A 23,303-nucleotide genomic window follows, 5' to 3' on the forward strand; every position below is an offset into this window, starting at 1 on the left:
GCCACCTCGCGTCGGGGTGGCCCCTTTTTTACAGCACGTCGGCCAGCCGCATGATGGTGGGACGTGCCTGTGCCGGGTCCTCGTCGGGAGCGTCCGCGCGGAAGTGTGCGCCGCGGCTCTCACGGCGGTTCAGCATTGCCGTGGCCAGAGCCCGGGCGGTCAGAAGCGCGTCCTGCGCGCGGCGCGTCTCGGCCAGCTGGCGTGCGTCCTCGCAGGGCTCAAGGGCGCCCTGGATGCGTTCCTCGAGCTCGTGTAGCCCCGCAAGGCAGGCCAGAAGCCCCTCCTCGCTGCGCACGACCATGCAGCGCTCCTGCATGAGGCCCCTGAGCCCCGCCAGCGCGCCTGCCGCCTCTCGCGACGCAAGGCAGGGGAGAAGCGCGTCCTTCTCGCCTGTAGGCTCGGGCGTGTGGTGGGTGCCAAATGCCCAGGCTGCGGCGCTCGTGCCGGCGATGTGCCCAAAGACCAGGCCGTTTGCGCTCGAGAGGCCGCCGATGCGGTCCGCACCGTGCATGCCGCCCGTGCACTCGCCGCAGGCGTAGAGCCCGGCGACGCCGGTCGAGGCAGCGGCGTCTATGCGGATGCCGCCATTTGACGCGTGCGCGTAGGGCGCAATGCGCACGCCGTCGGCGGGGTCGCGCCCAAAGGAGGCGCGGAACCAGTCAAAGTAGGTCTGCATGAACTCCGGAAGGCGCTCCGGCAGGTGGTAACCCACCTGGGCGCCGGCGTCTCCGGCGGCAACCACGGCCAGGTCAACGGCCCTGTCCGCAAGGCTTGCGGTGAAGGGGCCGTGGCCTGCGCGCTCGTCCAGGAGCTCCTCGGCGTATCCGCCGTCCAGCCCCTCGACGTGTGCGTAGCGAAAGGTCCTCTCGTTGAAGACGACGTTCTGGACGGGCTCGGTGAGGCCCGGCATGATCTGGATGAACTCCGGGTTGACGAGGCTCGCCCCATGCCGCAGCGCCACCGCCTGCGCCGTGCCCAGGACGTCGGGCATGGTGAGGGTTCGGCTGTAGAGCCCGCCCACGCCGCCGGTGGCAAGCACCACCGCCTTGGTCCCAATGACCTGCAGCTCGTTTGACTCCGAGTCATAGAGCACGGCGCCCGTCACGCACTTCTCGCCGTCCTGGGAGCTGCTGCTGACGAGGTCCAGCAGCTCGCGGTGGGGGAGTACCTCCACGCCCGCCGCGGCAAGGGCCGCGCCCATGGCGCCGCGGTAGGACTCGCGCCCCAGGCCGTGCCAGTTCCTGTGCTTGCGGTCAAAGCAGGGGATGAAGTCCCTCTCGCCTGCGTTGCTTGCCTCCTGGAGCTCGCAGCCCAGGGCCTGGAGCCGTGCCACGGCAGGTCCCGCTCCCGCGGCAAGGACGCGTGCCAGCGCGGGGTCGGCCACGCCGCGCCCGACCTCGCAGATGGCATCCACAAGGTCGTCCACGTCATTCTTGCCGTCGGGAGCGATGAGCCCTAGCCCCCAGGTGCCGGCAAAGAAGCTCGAGCCCGAGAACGTGCCACCCGCGCTTGCCAGCGCCACGCGGACGTCTGACTGCGCCGCGGCCAGCGCCGCCTGTGTCCCGGCGATGCCCGCCCCCACCACCAGCACGTCGCAGCAGCCGTCCGTCCCGTTGGTTACAACTCTGGTCATGGCATGCGCTCCCTGCGTCGCGGGCACTCTAGTTTGCTAAAGTGGCAAGGGACCAAAGGAGGCCCCATGTCATCAGGTTCAGAGGATTATACCTACGCTGGCGAGAGGCCCCAGGCCGTGGACCTGGCGGACGCCCGCGTGAAGTTCGACGAGCGGGGCCTGGTGCCCTGCGTGGTGCAGCAGGCGGGCACCGGTGAGGTCCTCATGGTGGCGTGGATGAGCGAGGAGTCCCTGCGCCTCACGCTTGAGACCGGCACCACCTGGTTCTGGAGCCGCAGCCGCCAGGAGCTCTGGAACAAGGGCGCCACCAGCGGAAACATGCAGCAGGTGAGGCGCCTTCTGGTGGACTGCGACGCAGACACGCTGCTCGTCGAGGTGGACTCGCCGGGCCCCGCGTGCCACACCGGCCACCGCAGCTGCTTCTTCCGAGAGATCTCCCGCTAGGCCGGTCGCGGGGCCGGCCGCAACCCACATACCGCAAAGGAGGCCCGCCATGGGCGTCAGGACAGCAAACGTGCAGGACGGCAACATCGGGGAGACCCTCACCGGGCTGGCCGAGGTCATCCACGGGCGCCGCGAGGCCTCGCCCGAGCAGTCCTACACCGCCAGGCTGCTGCAGGGCGAGGAGGACGAGCTTCTCAAGAAGATCGCCGAGGAGGCCAGCGAGGTCATCATGGCCTGCAAGGACAACGACCACGACCACATCCGCTACGAGGCGGGCGACCTGGTCTACCACCTCATGGTCACCCTGGAGCGCTATGGCGTGACCCTCCCCGAGCTCGCCGGCGAGCTCGACGCCCGCCACAAGTAGCTCTCGCCTGGCGCCGTCCCCTTTGGCACGCCCTTTTGGTGTTTCGGGGGTGGCGGGCTTCTCGGCGTACAATAAAAGGTCGCAAAGACCGTACGCCAACGCGAGGAGTCCGCATGCAGCTGAGAGAGGTCACGTTCCAGAGGTTCGAGGAGGAGGCCCAGGAGCTGGGCGTCTGCCTTCCCATCGAGCAGACCTCGGCCTGGGCCCGCCTTGAGGCCACCATCGAGGGCCGCTCCCAGTGGGGCTGCTTCCGCATCACCGAGCCCGCGGCCGATGGCGGCGAGAAGACCGTCGCGCTCATCTCCTTTGCGGACTACCTCACGCACGGCTACCACTACCTGCGTGCCCACCACGCCCCCGTCTGGGTGGGCGGCGCGCCCACGCCCGAGCAAGAGTCCGAGGCGCTCGACGCCATTGCCTCCTACGTCCGCCGCCGGGACCGCAAGGTGGCCTTCGTGCGCCTGGCCGTTGCCGCCGAGCTGCCCCAGACCAGCCCCGTGCTCTCCGGCATCCCCTACGACAACACCGTGGTCGTGGACCTCACCGGCGGAGACGAGGCCATCCTTGACCGCATGAAGACCCGCGGCAGGCGAGACGTGCGCAAGGCCCTGCGCGAGTCCCCGGTGACCTGCGCGGACGAGACCGAGCGCGCCACCGAGTGCTTTGACGAGTACTACGACGTCATGGTCGAGACCGCCGAGCGTGACGGCTTCAGCCCCGCCCCCAAGTCCGACTACCAGGACATGATTCGCATCCTCGGCCCGGAGCACTGCCGCGTCTTTGCCGGCCGCGACCCCGAGGGCAAGGTCGTGACCTGGGCCATCTCCACCATCTCGGGCACCCACGCCGTCTACTACTACGCCGCCTCCCGCGGCGCCACCAAGAGCCAGTTCGTGACCGACAAGCTCTTCTACTTCGAGTGCTGCGAGCTGGGCCGTCGCGGCTGCACCCAGTACGACCTCATGGGCATCGGCTCGGACTTCTCGCCGGCGCTGCTGGGGCTCAACATGTTCAAGACCAAGTTTGCCAAGGAGGTCACCGTGGTGGCCCCCGACCGCGACCTTCCCGTCAAGCGCGGCTTCTACAACGCCCTGCAGTCCCTGCAGTCGGTCCGCCGCAGCCGCCGCGAGGCCGCCCGCGCCAAGGCCGCCGAGGCCCAGAAGGCCCGCCCGCGCGAGGACCTTCTCCCCGTCATCCTGGGCGGGGACATCTCCGCCTACGCCTACGGCCGCGAGTTCCACGAGGCCTTCCACGTGCGTTCCCACGCCATGAACCAGGCCTTCGTCGGTGCGCTGGAGCACTCGGCGCTCTTTGACTTCACGGTCACCTCCTCCATCGAGCCTGCGGAGCTCAGGCAGAAGATCTCCGCGCTCGCAGAGGCCAATCCCGCAAAGAAGCTGCCGGTCATCCCCTCCACGGACGCCCTCGTGGCCTCTCTGGAACAGATTCGCGACGAGCTCCCGGCTAACGTGGTCCTGCCCATCCCCACGCCCGAGGCCTTTGCCCGCGTCTGCGACAAGCGCGCCTTCCAGGAGGCCTGCGAGAGGCTCGGCCTGCCCACGCCCGCAACCGAGGTCGTGAGCCTTGCCGGGCCTGCGGCCCCCGCGCCCTGCGGCCTGCCCTTCCCGGTGGTGGCAAAGCCGGCCCGCACGGCCGAGTACAGCCACCTCTACGAGCAGGGCTTCAAGAAGATCTACTCCTGCGACGACCAGGCTGCGCTGGACGCCCTCTGGGCGAGCCTGCGCGACGCCGGCTTTGCGGGCGACTTCCTCGTCCAGGAGCGCATAGACGGCGACGACACCCACATGGGCGCCCTCACGTTCTACGTGGGCGCAAACGGCCAGATGCAGGCCTTCGGCGCCGCCCAGGCGCTGCTGGAGGACCACGCGCCCACCATGCGCGGCAACTCCGTGGCCATGGTCAGCCGCGTTTGGCCCGACCTCATGGAGAAGTGCCAGCGCCTGGTGGCCGAGCTCGGCTACACGGGCCTGGGCGAGGTCGACGTCAAGCGCGACCCCAGGACGGGGGAGTGGCTCTTCCTGGAGCTCAACCCGCGCGCGGGCCGCAACTCCTACTACATGGCGGCGGCTGGCGTGAACCCCATGCGCGCCATGGTGACTGACCTCGTGGACGGCCGAGGCAAGAAGCTCTGGGTGGCCGACGAACCGGCCCTCTACACGCTGGTGCCGCAGTCCCTCCTCGAGCGCTACATAGCGGACCCCGCGCTTCTCGCCGAGGTGAGGGACCTCGTGGCCCAGGGCCGCAGCTTTGACCCGCAGCGCTACGACGCCGACCGCGGCCTGCGCCGCATGCTCGACGTGGAGCTCACCGAGAAGAACCAGATCCGCAAGTTCGCCCGCTTCTACCCCGAGCGCACGGACAGCTCGTTCTAGCCGTGGCAGAGCCCTCCGCAGACAGCGCGCCCTCCCTGGCCGAGCAGGTGGCCCAGGTTCCTACGGACCCGGGCTGCTACCTGTGGAAGGACGCCTCCGGCAAGGTGGTCTACGTGGGCAAGGCCAAGAACCTGCGCGCCCGCATGCGCCAGTACGTCACGCTCCAGGATGACCGCGCCAAGATCCCCCTCATGATGGAGGTCATCCGCGGCTTTGACTACGTGGTGGTGGGCAGCGAGCACGAGGCCCTGGTGCTGGAGAGAAACCTCATAGCCCAATACCACCCCTACTTCAACGTGGACCTCAAGGACGACAAGTCCTACCCCTACATTGCCATCACGGAGTCTGACGTATTCCCGGCCATCAAGTACACGCGCGAGCGCCACCGCGCCGGCACGCGCTACTTTGGCCCCTACACCGACGCCAAGGCCGCGCGAGAGACCATGGACACCCTGCGCAAGTGCGTGCCCATCTGCGTGGCCACCTGCGCGGAGTGGAAGCGCGCCAAGCGCCTGCTCGAGAAGGCCCCTGACCAGGCCTCCGTTGCCAACCTCATGCTTGCCGAGAAGTGCCGGCCCTGCTTTAACTCCCACGTTGGCAAGGGTCCGGGCGTCTGCTGCGGCGCCATCGACACCGTGGAGTACGCCCGTCACGTGGACCAGGTGGAGCGCTTCCTGCAGGGCCACCGAGCGGGCGTCGTGGGCGAGCTCACCCAGCAGATGACCGACGCTGCGGCCGACCTCGACTTCGAGCGTGCCGGCCGCATCAAGCGCCGCCTGGACGCCATCGGGGCCCTTGACGTGCGCCAGCAGGTGATGTTCCCGGACAACACGAGCCTTGACGCCATCGGCGTGTACCGCGAGGAGACCATCAGCGCCGCCTGCGTCTTCGTGGTGCGCGAGGGCCGCGTCATCCGCTCCGTGGAGTTCATCCTCGACAAGGGCCTGGACGTGGGGGAGGAGGAGCTCCAGGGCGGCTTCCTCAAGCGCTACTACGACGAGACGGCTGACATCCCCGCCGAGGTCTGCCTCTCCTGCGACCTCCCCGACGCGGAGGTCCTGGAGGGCTGGCTCGCGCAGAAGCGCGGGCACCTCTGCCGCCTCCACCGTCCTCAGCGCGGCGAGAAGAAGCGTCTTCTTGACATGGCTGCCGCCAACGCGCGTCACGCCCTCATGCGCTACATGGTGCGCACCGGCTATGCCGACGACCGCACCAACAAGGCCCTGCTCCAGCTCGAGAGCGCGCTCGCGCTGGACGCCCCGCCCATGCGCATAGAGTGCTTCGACATCTCCACCCTGCACGGCCGCTTCACGGTGGCCTCCATGGTGGTCTTCACCAACGGCCGGCCCGACAAGTCCCAGTACCGCCGCTTCAAGATCAAGGCCGACCTCGACGAGGCAAACGACTTCGTCTCCATGTCCGAGGTCCTGGGCCGCCGCTACTCTCCCGAGCGCATGGACGACGAGCGGTTTGGCTCCCGGCCGGACCTGCTGGTGGTCGATGGCGGAAAGCCCCAGCTCACGGCCGCCATGGAGCAGCTCGCGGCCCTTGGGCTGGACATCCCGGTCTGCGGCCTTGCCAAGTCCGACGAGGAGGTCTTCGTCCCCTGGGACGAGACCCCGGTGGTGCTGCCCTCCGGCTCCGCCTCGCTCTACCTCATCAAGCAGGTCAGAGACGAGTCCCACCGCTTTGCCATCACGTTCCACCGCGAGCTCAGGGACCGCGCGATGACGGTCTCCGTACTGGACGACGTGCCGGGCGTGGGCCCCAAGCGCAAGCGCCAGATCATGCGCCACTTCGGCTCGCTCAAGCGCCTCAAGGCCGCCTCCGAGGAGGAGATAGCCGCCATCCCCGGCGTGCCCGCCGAGGTGGCCCACTCCGTCTGGCAGACCCTGCGTGCCTGGGACGCCGAGGCCGCAGGCGTCGCCGAGAAGGCCGCCAAGCCCGAGTAGCCATTCGCTCCCCGTCCCCAATGACACGCGATTCTCCCTTGCCTTGCAACTGGTATCGGACCGTGGCACAAACGGCGAGTGGCGCGGCTCAAAACGGTTTCAGACGTGTTTCTCGCCTGGCGCGCGCCTTAAGCACGCAAGGTACTCCATGAGTAATACCAGTTCAAATGAGCCGCACGTAGAACGTAATGCCACTGGAACAAAACTCAATACTCCAGAAAAGCCCGGGAAACCTCTTCCGACTGGTTCCTAAGTAAGGTAACAACCAGAGCCATTCGCGCTCGCAAATCTACCGTTGGGGGCAACCTAACCCGCCGTTCGGCGGTGCGTGAAACCGATTCCACCCGGGTGCGGGTAGGTTGCAATCAAGGACGGGACGTAGGGCAAAGGGCCCTGCGCCCGCAGGAGGAGAAATAGAGGCAATCATGAAGAACTTTGCGAACCACGCCGTTTCCCGTCGCGCGTTCCTCGGTGGCTCTGCGGCCGCCGCGGCTCTGGGCCTCGCGGCTTGCGGCGGCAACAGCGGCTCCGACGCCAAGACCGACGCCGGCACCACCACGGGCGGCAAGGAGGGCGGTGGCACCCTGACCGTCGGCTCCGCCTACTCCCCGTCTTCCTATGACCCGGCCAACTGCTCCTCCGCGTTCTGCCTGAGCGCCAACATGAACGTCATGGAGGGCCTGTACAACATCGACTTCACCGACTACTCCGTCATCTCCGGCCTTGCCGCCGGCGACCCCGTCGAGGTCGACGCCAACACCTACGAGGTCACCCTGCGTGACGGCGCCAAGTTCTCTGATGGCACCGACGTCACCGCTGACGACGTGGTCAGCTCCTTCGAGCGCGCCACCGCCGAGGGCGGCCTGTACGTCTCCTTCCTCACCATGTTCGACGGCATCGAGAAGAAGGACGACAAGACCGTCACCGTCAAGGTGAGCATCCCCAACTTCTCGCTGCTGAAGGAGCGCCTGGCCATCATCAAGGTCATGCCGTCCTCCCTCTCCGCCGACGACGCCAAGGCCAAGCCCGTGGGTTCTGGCCCCTGGATGTACACCGAGGTCTCCGACACCTACGCCACCCTGGCCCCCAACCCCAACTACAACGGCGAGTTCCCGGCCAAGGACAACGAGCTGCGCATCGAGTCCCTCACCGACACCACCGCCCGCGTCACCGCCCAGCAGGAGGGCACCACGCTCGTCACCGAGTCCGTGCCTCCCGAGTCCATCGACCAGCTCAAGGCCGCCGGCTGTGACGTCGACCAGGTCAACGGCTTCGGCACCCGCTTCATCATGTTCAACGTCAAGAAGGCCCCGTGGGACGATGTCAAGGTCCGTCAGGCCATCATGTACGCCCTCAACACCGAGCAGATGATCGCCAACGCCTTCTCCGGCCTGGCCGCCATCCCGACCTGCTACCTGCCCGAGTCCTTCACCAACTACCACAAGGCCGCCAACACCTACACCTATGACGCCGACAAGGCCAAGAGCATGCTCTCCGAGGCCGGCGTCACCCCGGGCGACCTCGTCCTTCGCACCACCGACAACGCCCAGGTCGTCGCCATGGGCACCCAGGCCCAGGAGGACCTCAAGGCCCTTGGCTTCAACGTGACCCTGACCTCCGACCAGTCCCCGGCTACCTACGCCGCCATCGACCAGGCCGACGACTCCTGGGACATCCTCATCGCCCCTGGCGACCCGTCCTGCTTCGGCGGCGACACCGACCTGCTCCTCAACTGGTGGTTCGGTGACAACGTCTGGATGAAGACCCGCTGCGCCTGGAACACCTCCGACGAGTGGAAGAAGCTCAACGGCCTCATGTCCGACGCCCTGGCCACCTCCGGCTCCGACCAGCAGGACTGCTGGAACCAGTGCTTCGACATCCTGTCCGAGCAGGTCGTCCTCTACCCGGTCCTCCAGGTCGTCACCCCGACCGGCTCCTGGCGCTCCGCCGCCAGCCCCAAGGGCGAGTCCGTCAGCTCCGACTTCAAGGGCATCGGCACCACGGGCGTTCAGCTGACCGGCATCAACACCGTCACCGCCTAGCTTTGCAAACCGGCGGGGCCATAGCTCCGTCGCAATGAGCGCCTGATCGCGGGGGCCCGAGACATGAACTCTTCGGGCCCCCGCACTTTTGGACGTTCAACGTCTTACTGAGAGGAGAGAATCGCATGAACAACCTCCTGCGACTCGTCGGTCGGCGTCTCGTCGCCCTGCCCATCATGGCGCTTGGCGTGACGTTCCTGATCTTCTTCCTCATGTCCTTCTCGCCCATCGACCCTGCATATAAGGCCCTTGGCGAGAGCGCGACTCCGGAGCAGATCCAGCAGTACCACGAGGAGTATGGCCTGGACGACCCCTGGCCCGTCCGTTACGTCCGCTATATGGGCGACCTTCTCCACGGAGACCTGGGCACCTACAGCGCCCGCCGCAGTTCCGTCGCCGACCGCGTGGCCACCGCCCTGCCCGTCACCATGCAGCTCACCTTCTTCGGCCTGCTGCTGGGTGCCGTGGTCTCGTTCCTTCTGGGCATCATCGCGGCCCTCTACCGTGACCGCTGGCCTGACCAGGTGATCCGAATAGTCTCCATCGCAGGCCTTGCCACCCCCTCGTTCTGGCTGGCCGTCCTGCTCATCCTGGTCTTCTCGTCCTACCTGCACCTGCTGCCCGCCTCCGGCGCCCTGCCCGACCCGGCCACCAACTTCGGCGGCTACATGGGCCGCATGATCATGCCGGCCGTGGCCCTCGCGGTGCCCCTGACGGGCCAGATGACCCGCATCGTCCGCACCGCCATGGTCGAGGAGCTCGACAAGGACTACGTGCAGACCGCCAAGGGCTCCGGCCTTCCGCAGAAGGTCATCATCGCCCGCAACGTCCTGCGCAACGCCCTCATCACGCCCGTCACCACCCTTGGCATGAAGATCGGCTACCTCATGGGCGGCGCCGTCGTCATCGAGGTCATCTTCAACCTGCCCGGCATGGGCATGGCCATCCTCGACGGCGTCTCTGGCAACGAGCCCATGCTCGTCATGGGCGTCGTCATAGTCGTGGCGCTCTCCTTCATCATCATCAACATCGTGGTTGACATGCTGTATCTGCTCATCAACCCCAGGATCAGGAGCGTGTAGCCATGCTTACCCAGAGAAAAGAGGGGGCGGAGAAGCTCGAGGGCATGGCCAAGTCCAAGGGCCTCAAGTTCACCGGCCTCAAGAACATGAAGACGAGCTCCAAGATCGCGCTGGTCATCCTCGTGGCCGTGGTGCTCATCTCCATCCTCGCGCCCGTCATCGCCCCGTATGATCCCTACGCCATCGGCATGGCCCGCCAGGCCCCCGACGCCGCCCACATCTTCGGCACCGACGACAAGGGCCGCGACATCCTGAGCCGCATCCTCTACGGCGGCCGCATCTCGCTGGTCATCGGCTTTGGCTCCGTGCTCTTCGCCCTCGTGCTGGGCTCCATCGTCGGCGCCCTGGCCGCGGTCTCCCGCAAGGCCGTCTCCGAGGTCATCATGCGCATCCTGGACATCATCATGTCCGTCCCGGGCATCGCCCTGGCGGCCGTGCTGGTGACCATCCTGGGCAACTCCGTCCCGGCCATCATCTTCTCCATCGGCTTCATGTACACGCCGCAGATCGCCCGCATCGTGCGAGCCAACATCGTGAGCGAGTACGGCGAGGACTACGTCCGCGCGGTCATCGTCTCCGGCGCCCGCGCCCCGTGGATCCTCATGAAGCACGTCCTGCGCAACTGCGCGGCGCCCATCATGGTCTTCACCGTGACGCTCGTGGCCGACGCCATCATCTTCGAGGCGTCCCTGACGTTCCTCTCCGCCGGCATCGCCGAGCCTACGCCCACCTGGGGCAACATCCTCGCCGACGCCCGCGCTGGCGTGCTGTCCGGCCGTTGGTGGCAGGCGCTCTACCCGGGCATCGCCATCATGCTGACCTGCCTGGCCCTGAACATCCTGTCCGAGGGCATCACCGACGCCATGGCCGCGGCCCCCTCCGCTCCCGTGGACACCGAGAACTCCGAGAGCCGCCGCGAGGCCGACCTTCTGGTCGCAGACCCCGTCCGCGCCTACAAGGAGCAGGCCGAGAGCCTGGCCGTCCGCCTGTCCGCCCTGCGCGAGGTCGAGCTCGCCCGCACCGACCGCCGCGTGCCCGACTACTCCGTGGAGCCCCTGCTGCAGGTCAAGAACCTCTCCATCGGCTTCCCGCGCCACGGCGACGTCAACGTGGTCGACAACGTCTCCTTTGACGTGCGCCCCGGCCAGTGCATGGCCCTGGTCGGCGAGTCCGGCTGCGGCAAGTCCATCACCACCAAGACGATAATGAACCTGCTGCCTGACACCGCCCGCATCCAGGGCGAGGTCCTCTACAAGGGCCAGGACCTGCTCAAGCTCAGCCCCGAGGAGCACCGCAAGCTACTGGGCACCGAGATCGCCATGGTCTACCAGGACTCGCTTTCCGCTCTCAACCCGTCCATGCTCATCTCTGCCCAGATGAAGCAGCTGACGAGCCGCGGCGGCACCCGCTCCGCCGAGGAGCTGCTCGAGCTCGTCGGCCTGGATCCCAAGCGCACCCTCGAGAGCTACCCGCACGAGCTCTCCGGCGGTCAGTGCCAGCGCGTCATCATCGCCATGGCCCTGACGCGCGACCCGTCCCTGGTCATCTGCGACGAGCCCACCACCGCCCTTGACGTGACCGTCCAGAAGCAGGTCATCAAGCTCCTGAACGACCTGCAGAAGAAGCTCGGGTTCGCCATGATCTTCGTGTCCCACGACCTTGCCCTCGTGGCCGAGGTCGCTTCCGAGATCACCGTCATGTACGCCGGCCAGGTCGTTGAGTCCGCCCCCACCAAGGAGCTTCTCACCAACCCCATCCACGAGTACACGCAGGGCCTGCTCGGTTCCGTGCTCTCCATCGAGGCCCACGACGGCAGCCGCCTGCACCAGGTGCCCGGCTCCGTGCCGAGCCCGGCGGACTTCCCCGCGGGAGACCGCTTTGCCCCGCGCTCCAGCCACCCCACGGTTGGTCTGGACGTGCACCCCATCCTCAAGCCGGTCCCCGGCGTGGAGCACCACTTCGTCGCGGAGATCCCCGATGAGGAGCTCGCCAAGAACGGCCTCGTTTCTCGACTGGAGGTGAGGTAGATGGCCGACGAGAAGAGCAGCGCCCAGGAGCCCATCATCTTCCTGGACAACATCTCGGTCACCTTCAAGACCCGCACCGGCTCCATCCTGCACCCCAACCTCGTCCACGCCGTGAACGGCCTCACCCTGAAGCTCATGCCCGGCGAGACCATCGGCCTCGTGGGCGAGTCCGGCTGCGGCAAGTCCACCACGGCTAACGTCATGTGCGGCCTGCAGTCGCCCACGAGCGGCCACGTGTACTTCAAGGGCGAGGACGTCACCAAGCGCACCGCCGAGCTCCGCAAGAAGATCGGCCGCGTGGTCTCCGTGGTCTTCCAGAACCCTGCGACCGCGCTGAACCCCCGCATGGCCGTCCACGACCAGCTGCTCGACCCGCTGATCGTCCACTCCGTGGGCAGCGAGGACGAGCGCGAGGACCGCATCCGCGAGCTCTTTGGCCTCGTCGGCCTGCCGACGTCGGCCATGTACGCGCTTCCCGGCCAGCTCTCCGGCGGTCAGCGCCAGCGCGTGGCCATCGCTCGCGCACTTTCGCTGCAGCCCGACGTCATCATCGCCGACGAGCCCACCAGCGCCCTTGACGTCTCCGTCCGCGCGCAGATCCTCAACCTGCTGACGGACCTCAAGAAGGAGCTCGGCCTGGCCATGGTCTTCATCAGCCACGACATCCAGACGGAGCGCTACATCTCCGACCGCATCGTGGTCATGAACCACGGCCAGATCATGGAGGAGGGTCCCGCCAGGCAGGTCTTCGAGAACCCGCAGGACGCCTACACCAAGACGCTCCTCGCCGCGGCCCCGTCCCTGCTGCACCCCAACCTCGGCCAGTAGTAACGCACCTTCCCGCGGGCGCGTCCGGCACCCGGGCGCGCCCGCATGCATGAAAGGGGATGAGACACGTGCCGATTTCCGCCAGTCGCCTGCGCGAGCTGGAGTCCTGCAGGGGGGCAAACCCCATTCCGGAGGACTTTGACGAGTTCTGGGCCAAGCGGATGGTCGAGGCCGACGCCGTCGACCTCGACTACGAGATAGTGCCTTCCAAGATCCCGACCTTTGACACCTGCACCTACTACGACCTGTGGTTCACCGGCATGGGCGGCGCCCGCGTCTACGCCAAGTACGTGGTGCCCAAGACCGAGGGCAAGCACCCACTGGTGCTGCAGTTCCACGGGTACCCTGGCTGCACGCGCAGCTGGGCCGAGCAGTCCTCCTTCCCGGGCATGGGCTGCGCCATCCTGTCCATGGACAACCCCGGCCAGGGCGGCCGCAGCGAGGACGTGGGCGGCTTCAAGGGAACCACCGTCTCAGGCCACCTCATCGCCGGCCTGGACGGAGGGCCCGAGAACCTCTACTACGTTCGCCTCTACCAAGACCAGCGCATTCTCTGCCGCATTGCGCGCGAGCTTGACGGCGTCGACCTCTCGCGCGTCTTCGTCAACGGCAGCTCCCAGGGCGGCGGCATGGGCCTTGCCTGCTGCGCCCTCAACAGCGACCTCGTCAACCGCGCATCCATCCTCTATCCCTTTCTCTCGGACTTCCGCGAGGTCTTCGAGCTGGGCCGCGACGAGATCGCCTACGACGGCATCCGCTACTACTCGCGCTGGTTCGACCCGGACGGCGCCCGCCTCGACGAGTGCTTCCACACGCTCGGCTACATCGACACGCTCTCCTTCGCCCACCTCGTCCGCTGCCCCGTCCTCTTCGGCACGGGCCTGGCCGACGTGGTCTGCCCGCCGGAGACACAGTTTGCCGTCTACAACGCCCTCACGTGCCCCAAGAGGCACGTGCTCTTCCCGGACTTCGGCCACGAGGAGATCCAGGCCTACGACGACATGATCATCGGCTTCTACCAGGGGGAGGTTGACTTCTGATGGCCACGGTCTCGCAGATTCGCGCCGCAGGGGAGAAGTACCTCGGCGCAGACGCCGCCCCCGAGGACCTTGCGTCCTACTGGTCCGCCCGCGCCGGGCGTGCCCTGGCGGCCAGGCCCCACGAGCTTGCCGAGGTTGGCATCGACACCCCGGTGGCCGCCTACCGCGAGCTCTCCTTCGCGTCCACCGACGGGCAGGGGGTGCGCGCACGCGTACTTCTCCCCAAGGCGGAGGGCCCGCACCCGCTCATCCTGGTCTTCCACGACATGGACCGCGGCGTGCGCGGCTGGCACCACCTGACGCGCTACCTGGCACCCGGCTACGCCGTCTGCCACCTTGGGTGCCGCCCGTGGGCCAAGGACGTCACGGCCGGCTGGCAGGACGGGGCCGACGGCCTCGTGCTGGCGCAGCTGGTGGACGACGCCCTGGCCATGGCCGGCATCGCCCGCACGCTCGAGGGCGTGGACGCCAGCCGCGTCGTGACCTGGGGCGAGGGCCTGGGTGGCCTTCTCTCCCTGGCCTGCGCGGCGCTGGTGCCCGGCGTGGCCAAGTGCGCGGCCTTCAACCCCACGCCGGCGGACTTCCGTGGCTCTTGGGAGGCGGGCGCGTCCGACCTGGCCTTCTCGGGCGTCACGCGCCACTTCCGCGAGGAGGACCCGGCGGCCGAGCGGCTTGGGGAGTTCTTCGGCGCGCTCGGGTACGTGGACGCGGCGTCCTTTGCCGCGCTGCTGCCCGCGGGCACCGAGCTTCTCTGCGGCTGCGGCCTCATGGACGCGGCCCAGCCGCCGCTTGGGTGCTACGCCGCCTACAACCGCGCGGCCTGCGCCAAGAAGGAGCTGGCCACGTACCCCAAGTTTGTCCACGAGCGCATCAACGACTTCGAGGACAGACTCCTTGCTTTCATGCATTTCGGCGAGCGGTGACGCCCGTCGCCCTCTGAGGTCTAGTATCACTGGGGCCCGCAAGGGCCGATGGCGGGGGAGAAGCCCCCGCCGCCAACAGAAAGGTTTTCTCCCATGGCTGACAAGTTCCAGATTCGCGGCGTCGTCCCGCCCGTCGTCGTTCCCGACACGCCCGACCACGAGCTGGACGTCCCCTCCTTCGAGCGCCTGATCAACCGCCTCATCGATGCCGGCGTGGACGGCCTGTTCTTCCTGGGCTCCTCCGGCGAGGTCGTCTTCTCCACCGACGAGCGTCGCCGCCAGATCATCTCTGAGGCCGTGCGCATCGTGAACCACCGCGTGCCCGTCCTCATCGGCATCATCGACACCGAGACCGAGCGCATGATCGAGCAGGGCAAGCAGGCCCAGGAGCTCGGTGCCGACGCCCTCGTCGCCACCTGCCCGTTCTACGCCCTGCAGGGCATGACCGAGGTCGAGGAGCACTTCCGCATCCTGCACGAGGAGCTCGACCTCCCCATCTTTGCCTATGACATCCCCGTCTGCGTCCACACCAAGCTTCCTTGGAAGCTCCTCGCCAAGCTCGGCGCCGAGGGCGTGCTCGCCGGCGTCAAGGACTCCTCCGGCGACGACGTCTCCTTCCGCTACCTGGTCCAGGAGAACGAGAAGCTCGGTCACCCGCTGACGCTGCTCACCGGCCACGAGGTCGTCGTCGACGGCGCCTACCTCGGCGGCGCCGACGGCTCCGTCCCGGGCCTGGCCAACGTCGAGCCCGAGGGCTACGTCCGCATGTGGAAGGCCGCCCAGGCCGGTGACTGGGCCACCGTCAAGGCCGAGCAGGACCGCCTGAACGAGATCTCCCACATCTGGGACGTCACCTCCGGCGTCCAGGGCTACGCCGGCGGCGTGGGCGCCTTCAAGACCGCCCTCAACCTCATGGGCGTCTTCGACAGCCCCACGATGCCCCGTCCCGTCAAGGCCATGACCGGCGAGAACGTCGAGGCCATCCGCAAGGTCCTCGCGGACAACGGCCTGCTCTAAGCGGCAGAAGAGGGGAGCGGCCGCCCAACCCGCGGGCGCACCCTTTTCATCCCCCTGCGGGCGGGCGTCCTTTTCGGCGCCCGCCCGTCCTCTGGGGCGGCAGGCACCCATGCGCGCCGCGGCCGCCCGATCTTATCGACACGTCAGAACGTCTGGTGTAGGAGGAACCATGGCACAGGGCAAGAAGGTAGTGGCCATCGACATCGGCGGCACCAAGATCGCGTCCGCTCTGGTGACCCTCGAGAAGGGCGCCAAGCCCGTCGTGGAGTTCTACGACAAGATTCCGACCGAGGCCAAGAAGGGCGGCCAGCAGGTCCTGGCCAACGCCATCAAGATGGCCAGGCGCGTCATCGAGCTTGCCGGCGAGGATGTCTGCGGCATCGGCGTCTCGTCCGGCGGCGTCATCGACCCGCGCACCGGCGACGTCACCTACGCAAACGACATGATGCCCGGCTGGGGCGGCACCCACCTGGGCGTCGAGCTCACCGCGGCCACGGGCCTTCCCGCGCGCGTCCTGAACGACGTGCACGCCCACGCCCTGGGCGAGGCCCGCTGGGGCGCCGGCCGCGACGCCTCAAGCTGCCTGGTGGTTGCCGTGGGCACGGGCATCGGCGGCGCCTTCGTGGAGCGCGGCTCCATCATGCTGGGCGCCCACAATGAGGCCGGCCACATCGGTCATGTGAGCTGCACGGACGCGGCGGGCGTGCCCTGCCAGTGCGGTGCCACCGGCCACCTCGAGACCATCGCCTGCGGCCCGGGCATCATCAACCGCTACCTGGAGCTGGGCGGAGACCCCAAGGACGAGGACGGCAACGACGTGGACGGCGCCGTCATCGACCGCCGCGCCGCGGCAGGCGAGAAGGCCGCCATCGACGCCGAGGCCCGAAGCGGGCACGCCATCGGCGAGGTCCTGGGCAGCCTGGTCAACATGCTCGACCCCGACTGCATCATCCTCTCCGGCTCCGTGGCCCAGTGCGGCCCGGCCTGGCACGACGCCATGGCCGCCGGCTGGTCCGAGGCCGTCATGCCCCCGTGCGCCAAGACGCCCATCGTCTCCGGCAACCTGGGCGGCGACGCGCCCCTCGTCGGCGCCGCCGAGAACATCGTCAAGTCCGCCTACGTCGAGTTCGAGTGACGCGATAACGTGATACGAAGGGACAGTCCCTTCGTATCATTTTCGCGCCAGCTGCCGATGCGGTGGGCACTTCTCGCCGTGTCGGTCTGAAAGGAGCAAGCATGGCAATCAGTCCGCTCGTCCAGTCCATCAAGGGCAAGCTCATCGTTAGCGTCCAGGCGTACCCCGGCGAGCCTCTGCGCCATCCGGAGACCATGGCCCAGATGGCCCGCGCCTGTGAGCTTGGCGGTGCCGCCGCCATCCGCTGCCAGGGCCTCTCTGACATCGCGGCCATCAAGGGCCGCTGCGACGTGCCCGTCATCGGCCTGTGGAAGGAGGGCCACGAGGGCGTCTACATCACCCCGACCCTGCGCCACGCCGTGGCCTGCGTCAACGCCGGCGCCGACGTGGTGGCCCTCGACGCCACCGACCGCCCCCGCCCGGACGGCCGCACCTTCGAGGAGACCGTGCGCGACCTGCGCGCCCAGTGCGACACCCTCATCATGGCCGACTGCATGACCATCGAGGACATCCGCCGCGGCGTCGCCTGCGGCTGCGACCTGGTCTCCACCACGCTCAGCCACAACAAGGCGGCTATCGACACCACCATGAACGACGGCCCGGACATCCCCATCCTGCGCCAGGCGCTCGAGGAGTTCCCCGGCTTCCCTGTGATCTGCGAGGGCCACGTCCACACGCCGGCCGACGCCAAGCTCGTCATGGACGAGGGCGCCTGGGCCGTGGTCGTGGGCACCGGCATCACGCACCCCACGAGCCTGACCAGCTGGTTCAAGGCCGCCATCGAGGAGTAGCCCCTGCCGGCGCTTCTCACCATACGCGCGTCCCCCGCGGGGCCCGGACTCCTCCGGGCCCCGTTATTTTGTTGACACTCTACGGGCGCCATGGAGGTCCTCTGGAGTTTTCCGAGTCATAAAGTGTGGAATCAAGCTCCGGGCGTGCCGCCTGAACGGCCCCTTTGGCGCTTCCCGGAAAGTCAGCCGTCCGCGTTCTGCAAGCTTTGTGCAAGCGGCATCGGCTAGGCTCTTTCGTCACATTCGTCGGGGGAGGCAGCCGTGGACGTGGTGCTTGCTGGTGCAGACTCGCTTTGGGTGTTGAGAAGGGCAAGGTCAGATGCGGCACTTGGGCTGGCACGGGGCGTCCCCGCGCCCGCAAAGACCCGTGCCGCCGAGCTTGCCGCCATAGCGGACGTCCTTCCGGACGGCTTTCGCCCCCTTGGCAGCAAGACCCCTCTTGACCTGACGTACTTCTCCCGGCGCCAGCGCCCCTTCCTTGCGGCGGTCCATGCGGTGACGCATCTCTCGCCCGTATTGGAGGACACGTATCTGCTGGTCACAGGAGCTGGCGAGAATGGCGTACGGCTCTTTGTGGAAGGTCCCGCGCTGACGCTGTCGCACATGGCCGAGAGGCTGAGGGTTGCCGTGGGGCATGGGTCGCTCACGCGCACGGCCGCCTTCTTCAGGCTGATGGGACTTGCCTCGGAGCTCTGCGGAACCTATGCGCGCGATCCATCCAATCCGGCGTCGGGGGACTGCGCGTGGAAGGTCGACGTCCTCTGCGGGCCCGAAGAGCTGCGAAGGTCCCTGTCCCTGGCCTCTGGCGTTCGCGGCGTGGCCGAGGCAAGGCGGGTCGCGTCGCTGGTCGTCGGCGGGTCGGCTTCGCCCACGGAGAGCCTCCTTGCCATGGCGATGAGCCTGCCTGTGGAGTTGGGCGGCGTGCCCATGTCCGCGTTCCTGCACAACGAGGAACTGGCTTGGCCCAAGGGCACGCGCCAGCTGGTCAACCACCAGACCATGACGCCCGACTTCTACTGGCCGCGTCACGCCGTGGCCCTGGAGTATGACGACGCCGTCCACGAGGACCGCAAGAACGTCCGCGAGGACCACCGGCGCCAGCAGGATTACGCCGCGTGCGACATCGCGCTCGTGACCTCGCAGGCAGATGACCTAAGAAGTGCCCATGCCCTCGAGCGACTGATGCGGCTCGTCGCCCTCAGGCTGGCTCCCTGCGAGGAGTCTGGGTTCATGCTGCTGGTGGAGCAGGCCCTCCAAGACTCATCGGCCTCCTCGATGCGGACCACGCTCCTCTCGCAGCTTCTTCCGTCGCGACCGGAGGGCCGTGAGGACAAGAAGCGGGCCCCGGCTGGCGACAAGTCCCTGCACTCATGAGTGCGGCCCCATCCAGTGCAGGTCGGGCTGGCGAGAAACCCCTGCACTGGATGCCGCTCTGGCGAGAAAACCGCAGGTGGGTCTCGTCGGGTCCAATCCAGTGCAGGTGGTCAGGCCTGCACTGGATTGACGGATGGAGACGGAACGCCCGGCAAGCGGCGCGGCGTGCCGGCTGTCGGCGCACTTCTCGGCGTATACTTGCGCGAAGTTGGAAGAAATTGGAAGGGGAGAAGCGCTATGCTCGCGGACAAGCGCCACTCAAAGATCTTGGGCATCGTCAACGACGAGGGCTCGGCCACCGTTGGGGACCTCGCCGAGCGCATTGGCATCTCCGAGTCGACCATCCGCCGGGACCTGGCCCAGCTCGCCGACGCCGGCAAGCTCAACAAGGTGCACGGCGGCGCCGTGGCGCTTGACGCCGAGGACGTCCAGCACGACGTGCCCGTGGCCGAGCGCTCCGCCAAGAACGTGGCCCAGAAGCGCGCCATCGCTCAGGCCGCCGCGCGCCTGGTGGGCCCGCAGGACTTTGTCTACCTGGACGCCGGCTCCTCCGTCGACCTGCTGGTTGACTGCCTTGACGAGATGCGCGCGACCTACGCCACCGACAGCGTCTCGCACGCGCTCAAGCTGGCCTCGCGCGGCTTTGAGGTCATCGTCCTGGGCGGCAGCCTCAAGAGCGCCACACAGGCCGTCGTCGGTCCCGACACCAACTCGGCCATCGCCCGCTACCACTTCACGCTGGGCTTCTGGGGCGCCAACGGCATCACGCGCGAGGACGGCTTCACCACGCCCGACGCTGCCGAGGCCGAGGTCAAGCGCCTCTCCATGCGCCAGACCCTCCACCGCTTCGTGCTTGCGGACGCCAGCAAGGCGGACCGCGTGAGCCGCGTGACCTTTGCGGACTTCGAGGACGCCACCCTGGTCACGAGTGCCCTTCCCGCCAGCTCCGCGCTCCTGGGCTGCGAGAACGTCATGGTTGTGGACGCCTAGCCGCGCAGGCTGCGCTCCGCGCCCTTCTCGCCTCCGCTCGCCGTTGAAAGAAATTGCCGACTTTTGCAAATTTCTGCGCACAAACGCGCAAGAATGCGCAATAATACCCAACAACGAGCAAGACAAGCGCCCACAAGGGCCAGAGGAGAGGGCGGAGGCACCGCATGATCTTCACCGTCACGTTCAACCCCTCGCTGGACTACATCGTCCGCGTTGACGAGATGCGTCTCGGCACCATCAACCGCACCAACTACGAGCAGCTCCTTCCCGGTGGCAAGGGGATCAACGTCTCAATCGTCCTGGGTAACCTCGGCCACCCCTCGCGCGCACTGGGCTTCAGCGCCGGCGTCACGGGGGTCGCGCTGGAGAAGCTCCTTGCGGACGCCGGCGTGGACGCGGACCTCGTCCACGTCAAGGAGGGCTTCACGCGCATCAACGCCAAGGTCAAGGCCGTCGAGGAGACCGAGCTCAACGGCCAGGGCCCCCGCATTGCCCCCGAGGACGTGGATGCGCTCTTCTCCAAGCTGGACGTCCTTGGCCAGGACGACACCCTCGTCATCTCCGGCTCCGTACCCAACACGCTGCCCTCCGACATGTACGAGCAGGTCATGGAGCGCCTGGCCGGCCGCGGCGTGCGCATCGTCGTGGACGCGGAGCGCGATCTGCTCACCCGCGTGCTGCCCTACCGCCCCTTCCTCGTGAAGCCCAACAACCACGAGCTCGGGGACATCTTTGGCGTCACGCTCAAGACCCGCGACGAGGTCGTTCCCTACGCCCGCCGCATGCAGGAGATGGGCGCCCAGAACGTGCTCGTCTCCATGGCGGGGGAGGGTGGCGTGCTCGTGGCCGCTGACGGCCAGGTCTACCAGAGCCCGGCCGCCAAAGGCACCGTGGTCAACTCCGTCGGCGCGGGAGACTCCTGCGTGGCGGGCTTCCTCGCCGGCCTCATGGAGACCGGCAGCTACCAGACGGCCTTCCGGATGGGCCTGGCCGCCGGCTCCGCGAGCGCGTTCAGCGACCACCTGGCAACGCGCCCTGAGGTTGAGGACCTGATGTCCCGCTAGCGCGGGGCCAGCCAATAAGGAAAGGGGTTTTGAAGTGAGAATCACCGACCTGCTCAAGCCTGAGGCCGTGGCCATCGACGCCAGCGCCTCGACGCGCGACGAGGTCATCGACCAGCTAGTGGCCCTGCACGTCGCCGCCGGCAACGTCACCGACGCCACCGCGTACAAGGCGGGCGTACTGGCCCGCGAGGCGGAGTTCTCCACCGCCGTGGGCGAGGGCATCGCCATCCCGCACGCCAAGGTGGCCGCCGTCGCCCAAGCCGGGCTTGCGGCCATGACCGTGCCCGCTGGCGTCGACTGGAACGCCCCCGACGAGAAGCCCTGCGATCTTGTCTTCATGATCGCGGCCCCCGAGGGCAAGAACAACCTGCACCTCGAGATGCTCGCCAAGCTCTCCGCCCTCCTCATGCACGAGGACTTTGCGGCCGAGCTGCGCGCCGCCAAGACCCCTGAGGAGTTCCTCGCCGCCATCGACGCCGCCGAGGCCGCCCGCGACGAGGCCGAGGCCACGCGCGAGGCAGCCGCTGCCCAGCCCAAGGCCGCAGCCTCCGACTGGCCCGAGGTCCTGGCCATCACCGCCTGCCCCACCGGCATCGCCCACACCTACATGGCCGCCGAGAACCTCGAGAAGAAGGCCGCCGAGCTGGGCGTCACCCTCAAGGCCGAGACCCAGGGCTCCGCGGGCGCCAAGAACGTCCTCACCGCCGAGGAGATCGCCCACTGCAAGGGCGTCGTCATCGCCGCGGACAAGAACGTCGACCTCTCGCGCTTTGACGGCAAGCCCGTCTACGTGACTAACGTCTCCGCCGGCATCAACGACGCCGAGAAGCTCATCGACGTGGTGCTCTCCGGCAAGGCTCCCATCCATCACAACGCCGGCGGCGCTGCCGCTCCCATCGAGGCCGGCGAGGCCGAGTCCGCCTGGCACAAGGTGTACAAGCACCTGATGAACGGCGTCAGCCACATGCTGCCCTTCGTCATCGGCGGCGGCATCCTGACGGCCATTGCCTTCCTGGTTGACCAGCCGGGCCTGGGCACCGCGGCCTACGGCTCCTCCATTCCGGCGGCGGCCCTGTTCAAGACCATCGGCGGCGAGGCCTTTGGCCTCATGCTGCCCATTCTGGCGGGCTACATCGCCAGCTCCATCGCCGACAGGCCGGGCCTGGCGCCGGGCTTCGTGGGCGGCCTGTTTGCCAAGGCGGGCTACGACTTTGCCTACCTGGGCACGCTCGACTCCACGGCGCTCGTCTCCGGCGGCTTCATCGCCGCGCTCTTCGCGGGCTTTGCGGCCGGCTACATCACCCTGGGCATCGAGCGCGCCTGTGACAAGCTCCCCAGCTCGCTCGAGGGTATCAAGCCCATGCTCATCTATCCCATCCTGGGCGTCCTTGCCATCGGCGTGGTCATGCTCGCGCTGAACCCGCTCTTTGCCTGGATCAACACCGCCCTGAATGGCTTTCTCGCCAGCCTGGGCACGAGCAATATCGTCATCCTCGGCATGGTGCTCGGCGGCATGATGTCCGTCGACATGGGCGGCCCCTTCAACAAGGCCGCGTACGTCTTTGGCACCGCTGCCCTTGACCCCAGCTCCGGCCTGGGCGCCACCGGCCAGGTCATCATGGCCTCCGTCATGGTGGGCGGCATGGTCCCGCCGCTGGCCATCGCCCTTTCCACTACGTTCTTCAAGAACCGCTGGAGCAAGTCCGACCGCAACGCCGGCCTGGTGAACTACATCATGGGCCTCTCCTTCATCTCCGAGGGCGCCATCCCGTTTGCCGCCGCCGACCCCGGCCACGTGCTGCCCAGCTGCATCATCGGCTCCGCCATCGCCGGCGGCCTCTCCGCAGCCTTTGGCTGCACGAGCCCCGCTCCCCACGGCGGCGCCTGGGTCACCGCCGTCATCGGCAACCCTGTCATGTGGCTCGTCGCCTGCCTCGTCGGCTCCATCGTCGGCTGCCTGATCCTCTCCCTTTGGAAGAAACCCCTGAACACCGACTAGCCTCCCAGGTTCAACAAGAGGCGGCACTCTCATCCGGCCGCGGGCTCCCGTCTGAGCTCGCGGCCGGTCGCGCTTCCGTCACCGCAGGCCGCAGGCCCCCGTCCTTCTCGGCAAAAGTTCTTTGCGCAGCGTAACTTTTGCGAGAAGGGCGGGGGCCTGCGGCCTGCGATGCCCGACCCCGCGGCCTTCTCGCCTGTATACT

Annotated in this window: 18 protein-coding genes; 17 read left to right on the forward strand and 1 reads right to left on the reverse strand. The window is 67.8% G+C overall.

The window, feature by feature from the left end; translation table 11 throughout:
- Nucleotides 1-28: 28 nt before the first annotated feature.
- Nucleotides 29-1,633 carry an FAD-binding protein gene (locus DXV50_RS02045; RefSeq protein ID WP_117204557.1) on the reverse strand — a complete coding sequence of 535 codons (1,605 nt, stop codon included), beginning with the start codon at nt 1,631-1,633 and terminating at the stop codon, nt 29-31.
- Nucleotides 1,634-1,699: 66 nt separating this feature from the next.
- On the opposite strand from DXV50_RS02045, the gene hisI reads away from it, so the two are divergent.
- From hisI to DXV50_RS02130, 17 genes are all read left to right on the forward strand, one after another.
- Complete coding sequence (gene hisI, locus DXV50_RS02050; RefSeq protein ID WP_117204558.1) at nt 1,700-2,077, forward strand: phosphoribosyl-AMP cyclohydrolase; 378 nt, start codon at nt 1,700-1,702, stop codon at nt 2,075-2,077.
- 49 nt (nt 2,078-2,126) lie between these two features.
- Nucleotides 2,127-2,444 (forward strand): phosphoribosyl-ATP diphosphatase, encoded by a 318-nt coding sequence (gene hisE, locus DXV50_RS02055; protein ID WP_117204559.1) that lies wholly within the window; start codon nt 2,127-2,129, stop codon nt 2,442-2,444.
- A gap of 113 nt (nt 2,445-2,557) precedes the next feature.
- The gene (locus tag DXV50_RS09825; protein ID WP_117204560.1) at nt 2,558-4,837 is read left to right on the forward strand and encodes a GNAT family N-acetyltransferase; all 2,280 of its coding nucleotides are present in this window, start codon (nt 2,558-2,560) and stop codon (nt 4,835-4,837) included.
- A gap of 2 nt (nt 4,838-4,839) precedes the next feature.
- The gene (uvrC, locus tag DXV50_RS02065; RefSeq protein ID WP_117204561.1) at nt 4,840-6,789 is read left to right on the forward strand and encodes an excinuclease ABC subunit UvrC; all 1,950 of its coding nucleotides are present in this window, start codon (nt 4,840-4,842) and stop codon (nt 6,787-6,789) included.
- 425 nt (nt 6,790-7,214) lie between these two features.
- Nucleotides 7,215-8,831 (forward strand): ABC transporter substrate-binding protein, encoded by a 1,617-nt coding sequence (locus tag DXV50_RS02070; protein ID WP_117204562.1) that lies wholly within the window; start codon nt 7,215-7,217, stop codon nt 8,829-8,831.
- A gap of 125 nt (nt 8,832-8,956) precedes the next feature.
- Complete coding sequence (locus DXV50_RS02075; RefSeq protein ID WP_117204563.1) at nt 8,957-9,913, forward strand: ABC transporter permease; 957 nt, start codon at nt 8,957-8,959, stop codon at nt 9,911-9,913.
- A 2-nt stretch (nt 9,914-9,915) separates the two neighbouring features.
- Nucleotides 9,916-11,940, forward strand: coding sequence for a dipeptide/oligopeptide/nickel ABC transporter permease/ATP-binding protein (locus DXV50_RS02080; RefSeq protein WP_117204564.1), 2,025 nt, complete (start codon nt 9,916-9,918; stop codon nt 11,938-11,940).
- Nucleotides 11,941-12,768, forward strand: a complete 828-nt coding sequence (locus DXV50_RS02085) for an ABC transporter ATP-binding protein (RefSeq protein WP_117204565.1) — start codon at nt 11,941-11,943, stop codon at nt 12,766-12,768.
- A 68-nt stretch (nt 12,769-12,836) separates the two neighbouring features.
- A complete protein-coding gene (locus DXV50_RS02090) occupies nt 12,837-13,808 on the forward strand; it encodes an acetylxylan esterase (protein WP_232817423.1) in 972 nt (323 codons plus the stop codon).
- Nucleotides 13,808-14,731, forward strand: coding sequence for an acetylxylan esterase (locus DXV50_RS02095; RefSeq protein WP_117204567.1), 924 nt, complete (start codon nt 13,808-13,810; stop codon nt 14,729-14,731). The genes DXV50_RS02090 and DXV50_RS02095 overlap by 1 nt, the downstream gene beginning before the upstream one ends.
- Nucleotides 14,732-14,824: 93 nt before the next feature.
- On the forward strand, nt 14,825-15,748 hold the full coding sequence (locus DXV50_RS02100) for a dihydrodipicolinate synthase family protein (RefSeq protein ID WP_117204568.1): 924 nt from the start codon (nt 14,825-14,827) through the stop codon (nt 15,746-15,748).
- A gap of 169 nt (nt 15,749-15,917) precedes the next feature.
- Nucleotides 15,918-16,883 carry an ROK family protein gene (locus tag DXV50_RS02105; protein ID WP_117204569.1) on the forward strand — a complete coding sequence of 322 codons (966 nt, stop codon included), beginning with the start codon at nt 15,918-15,920 and terminating at the stop codon, nt 16,881-16,883.
- Nucleotides 16,884-16,984: 101 nt separating this feature from the next.
- The gene (locus tag DXV50_RS02110; protein ID WP_117204570.1) at nt 16,985-17,674 is read left to right on the forward strand and encodes an N-acetylmannosamine-6-phosphate 2-epimerase; all 690 of its coding nucleotides are present in this window, start codon (nt 16,985-16,987) and stop codon (nt 17,672-17,674) included.
- 261 nt (nt 17,675-17,935) lie between these two features.
- On the forward strand, nt 17,936-19,048 hold the full coding sequence (locus DXV50_RS02115; RefSeq protein ID WP_117204571.1) for a hypothetical protein: 1,113 nt from the start codon (nt 17,936-17,938) through the stop codon (nt 19,046-19,048).
- Nucleotides 19,049-19,285: 237 nt separating this feature from the next.
- Nucleotides 19,286-20,038 (forward strand): DeoR/GlpR family DNA-binding transcription regulator, encoded by a 753-nt coding sequence (locus DXV50_RS02120; RefSeq protein WP_117204572.1) that lies wholly within the window; start codon nt 19,286-19,288, stop codon nt 20,036-20,038.
- Between the two features lie 164 nt (nt 20,039-20,202).
- Nucleotides 20,203-21,102, forward strand: a complete 900-nt coding sequence (pfkB, locus tag DXV50_RS02125; RefSeq protein WP_117204573.1) for a 1-phosphofructokinase — start codon at nt 20,203-20,205, stop codon at nt 21,100-21,102.
- A 34-nt stretch (nt 21,103-21,136) separates the two neighbouring features.
- Entirely contained in the window at nt 21,137-23,101 is a 1,965-nt protein-coding gene (locus tag DXV50_RS02130; RefSeq protein WP_117204574.1) for a PTS fructose transporter subunit IIABC, read from the forward strand.
- The last annotated feature ends 202 nt before the right edge of the window (nt 23,102-23,303 follow it).

The sequence above is a fragment of the Paratractidigestivibacter faecalis genome, assembly GCF_003416765.1.
GTDB classification, from domain to species: domain Bacteria; phylum Actinomycetota; class Coriobacteriia; order Coriobacteriales; family Atopobiaceae; genus Paratractidigestivibacter; species Paratractidigestivibacter faecalis.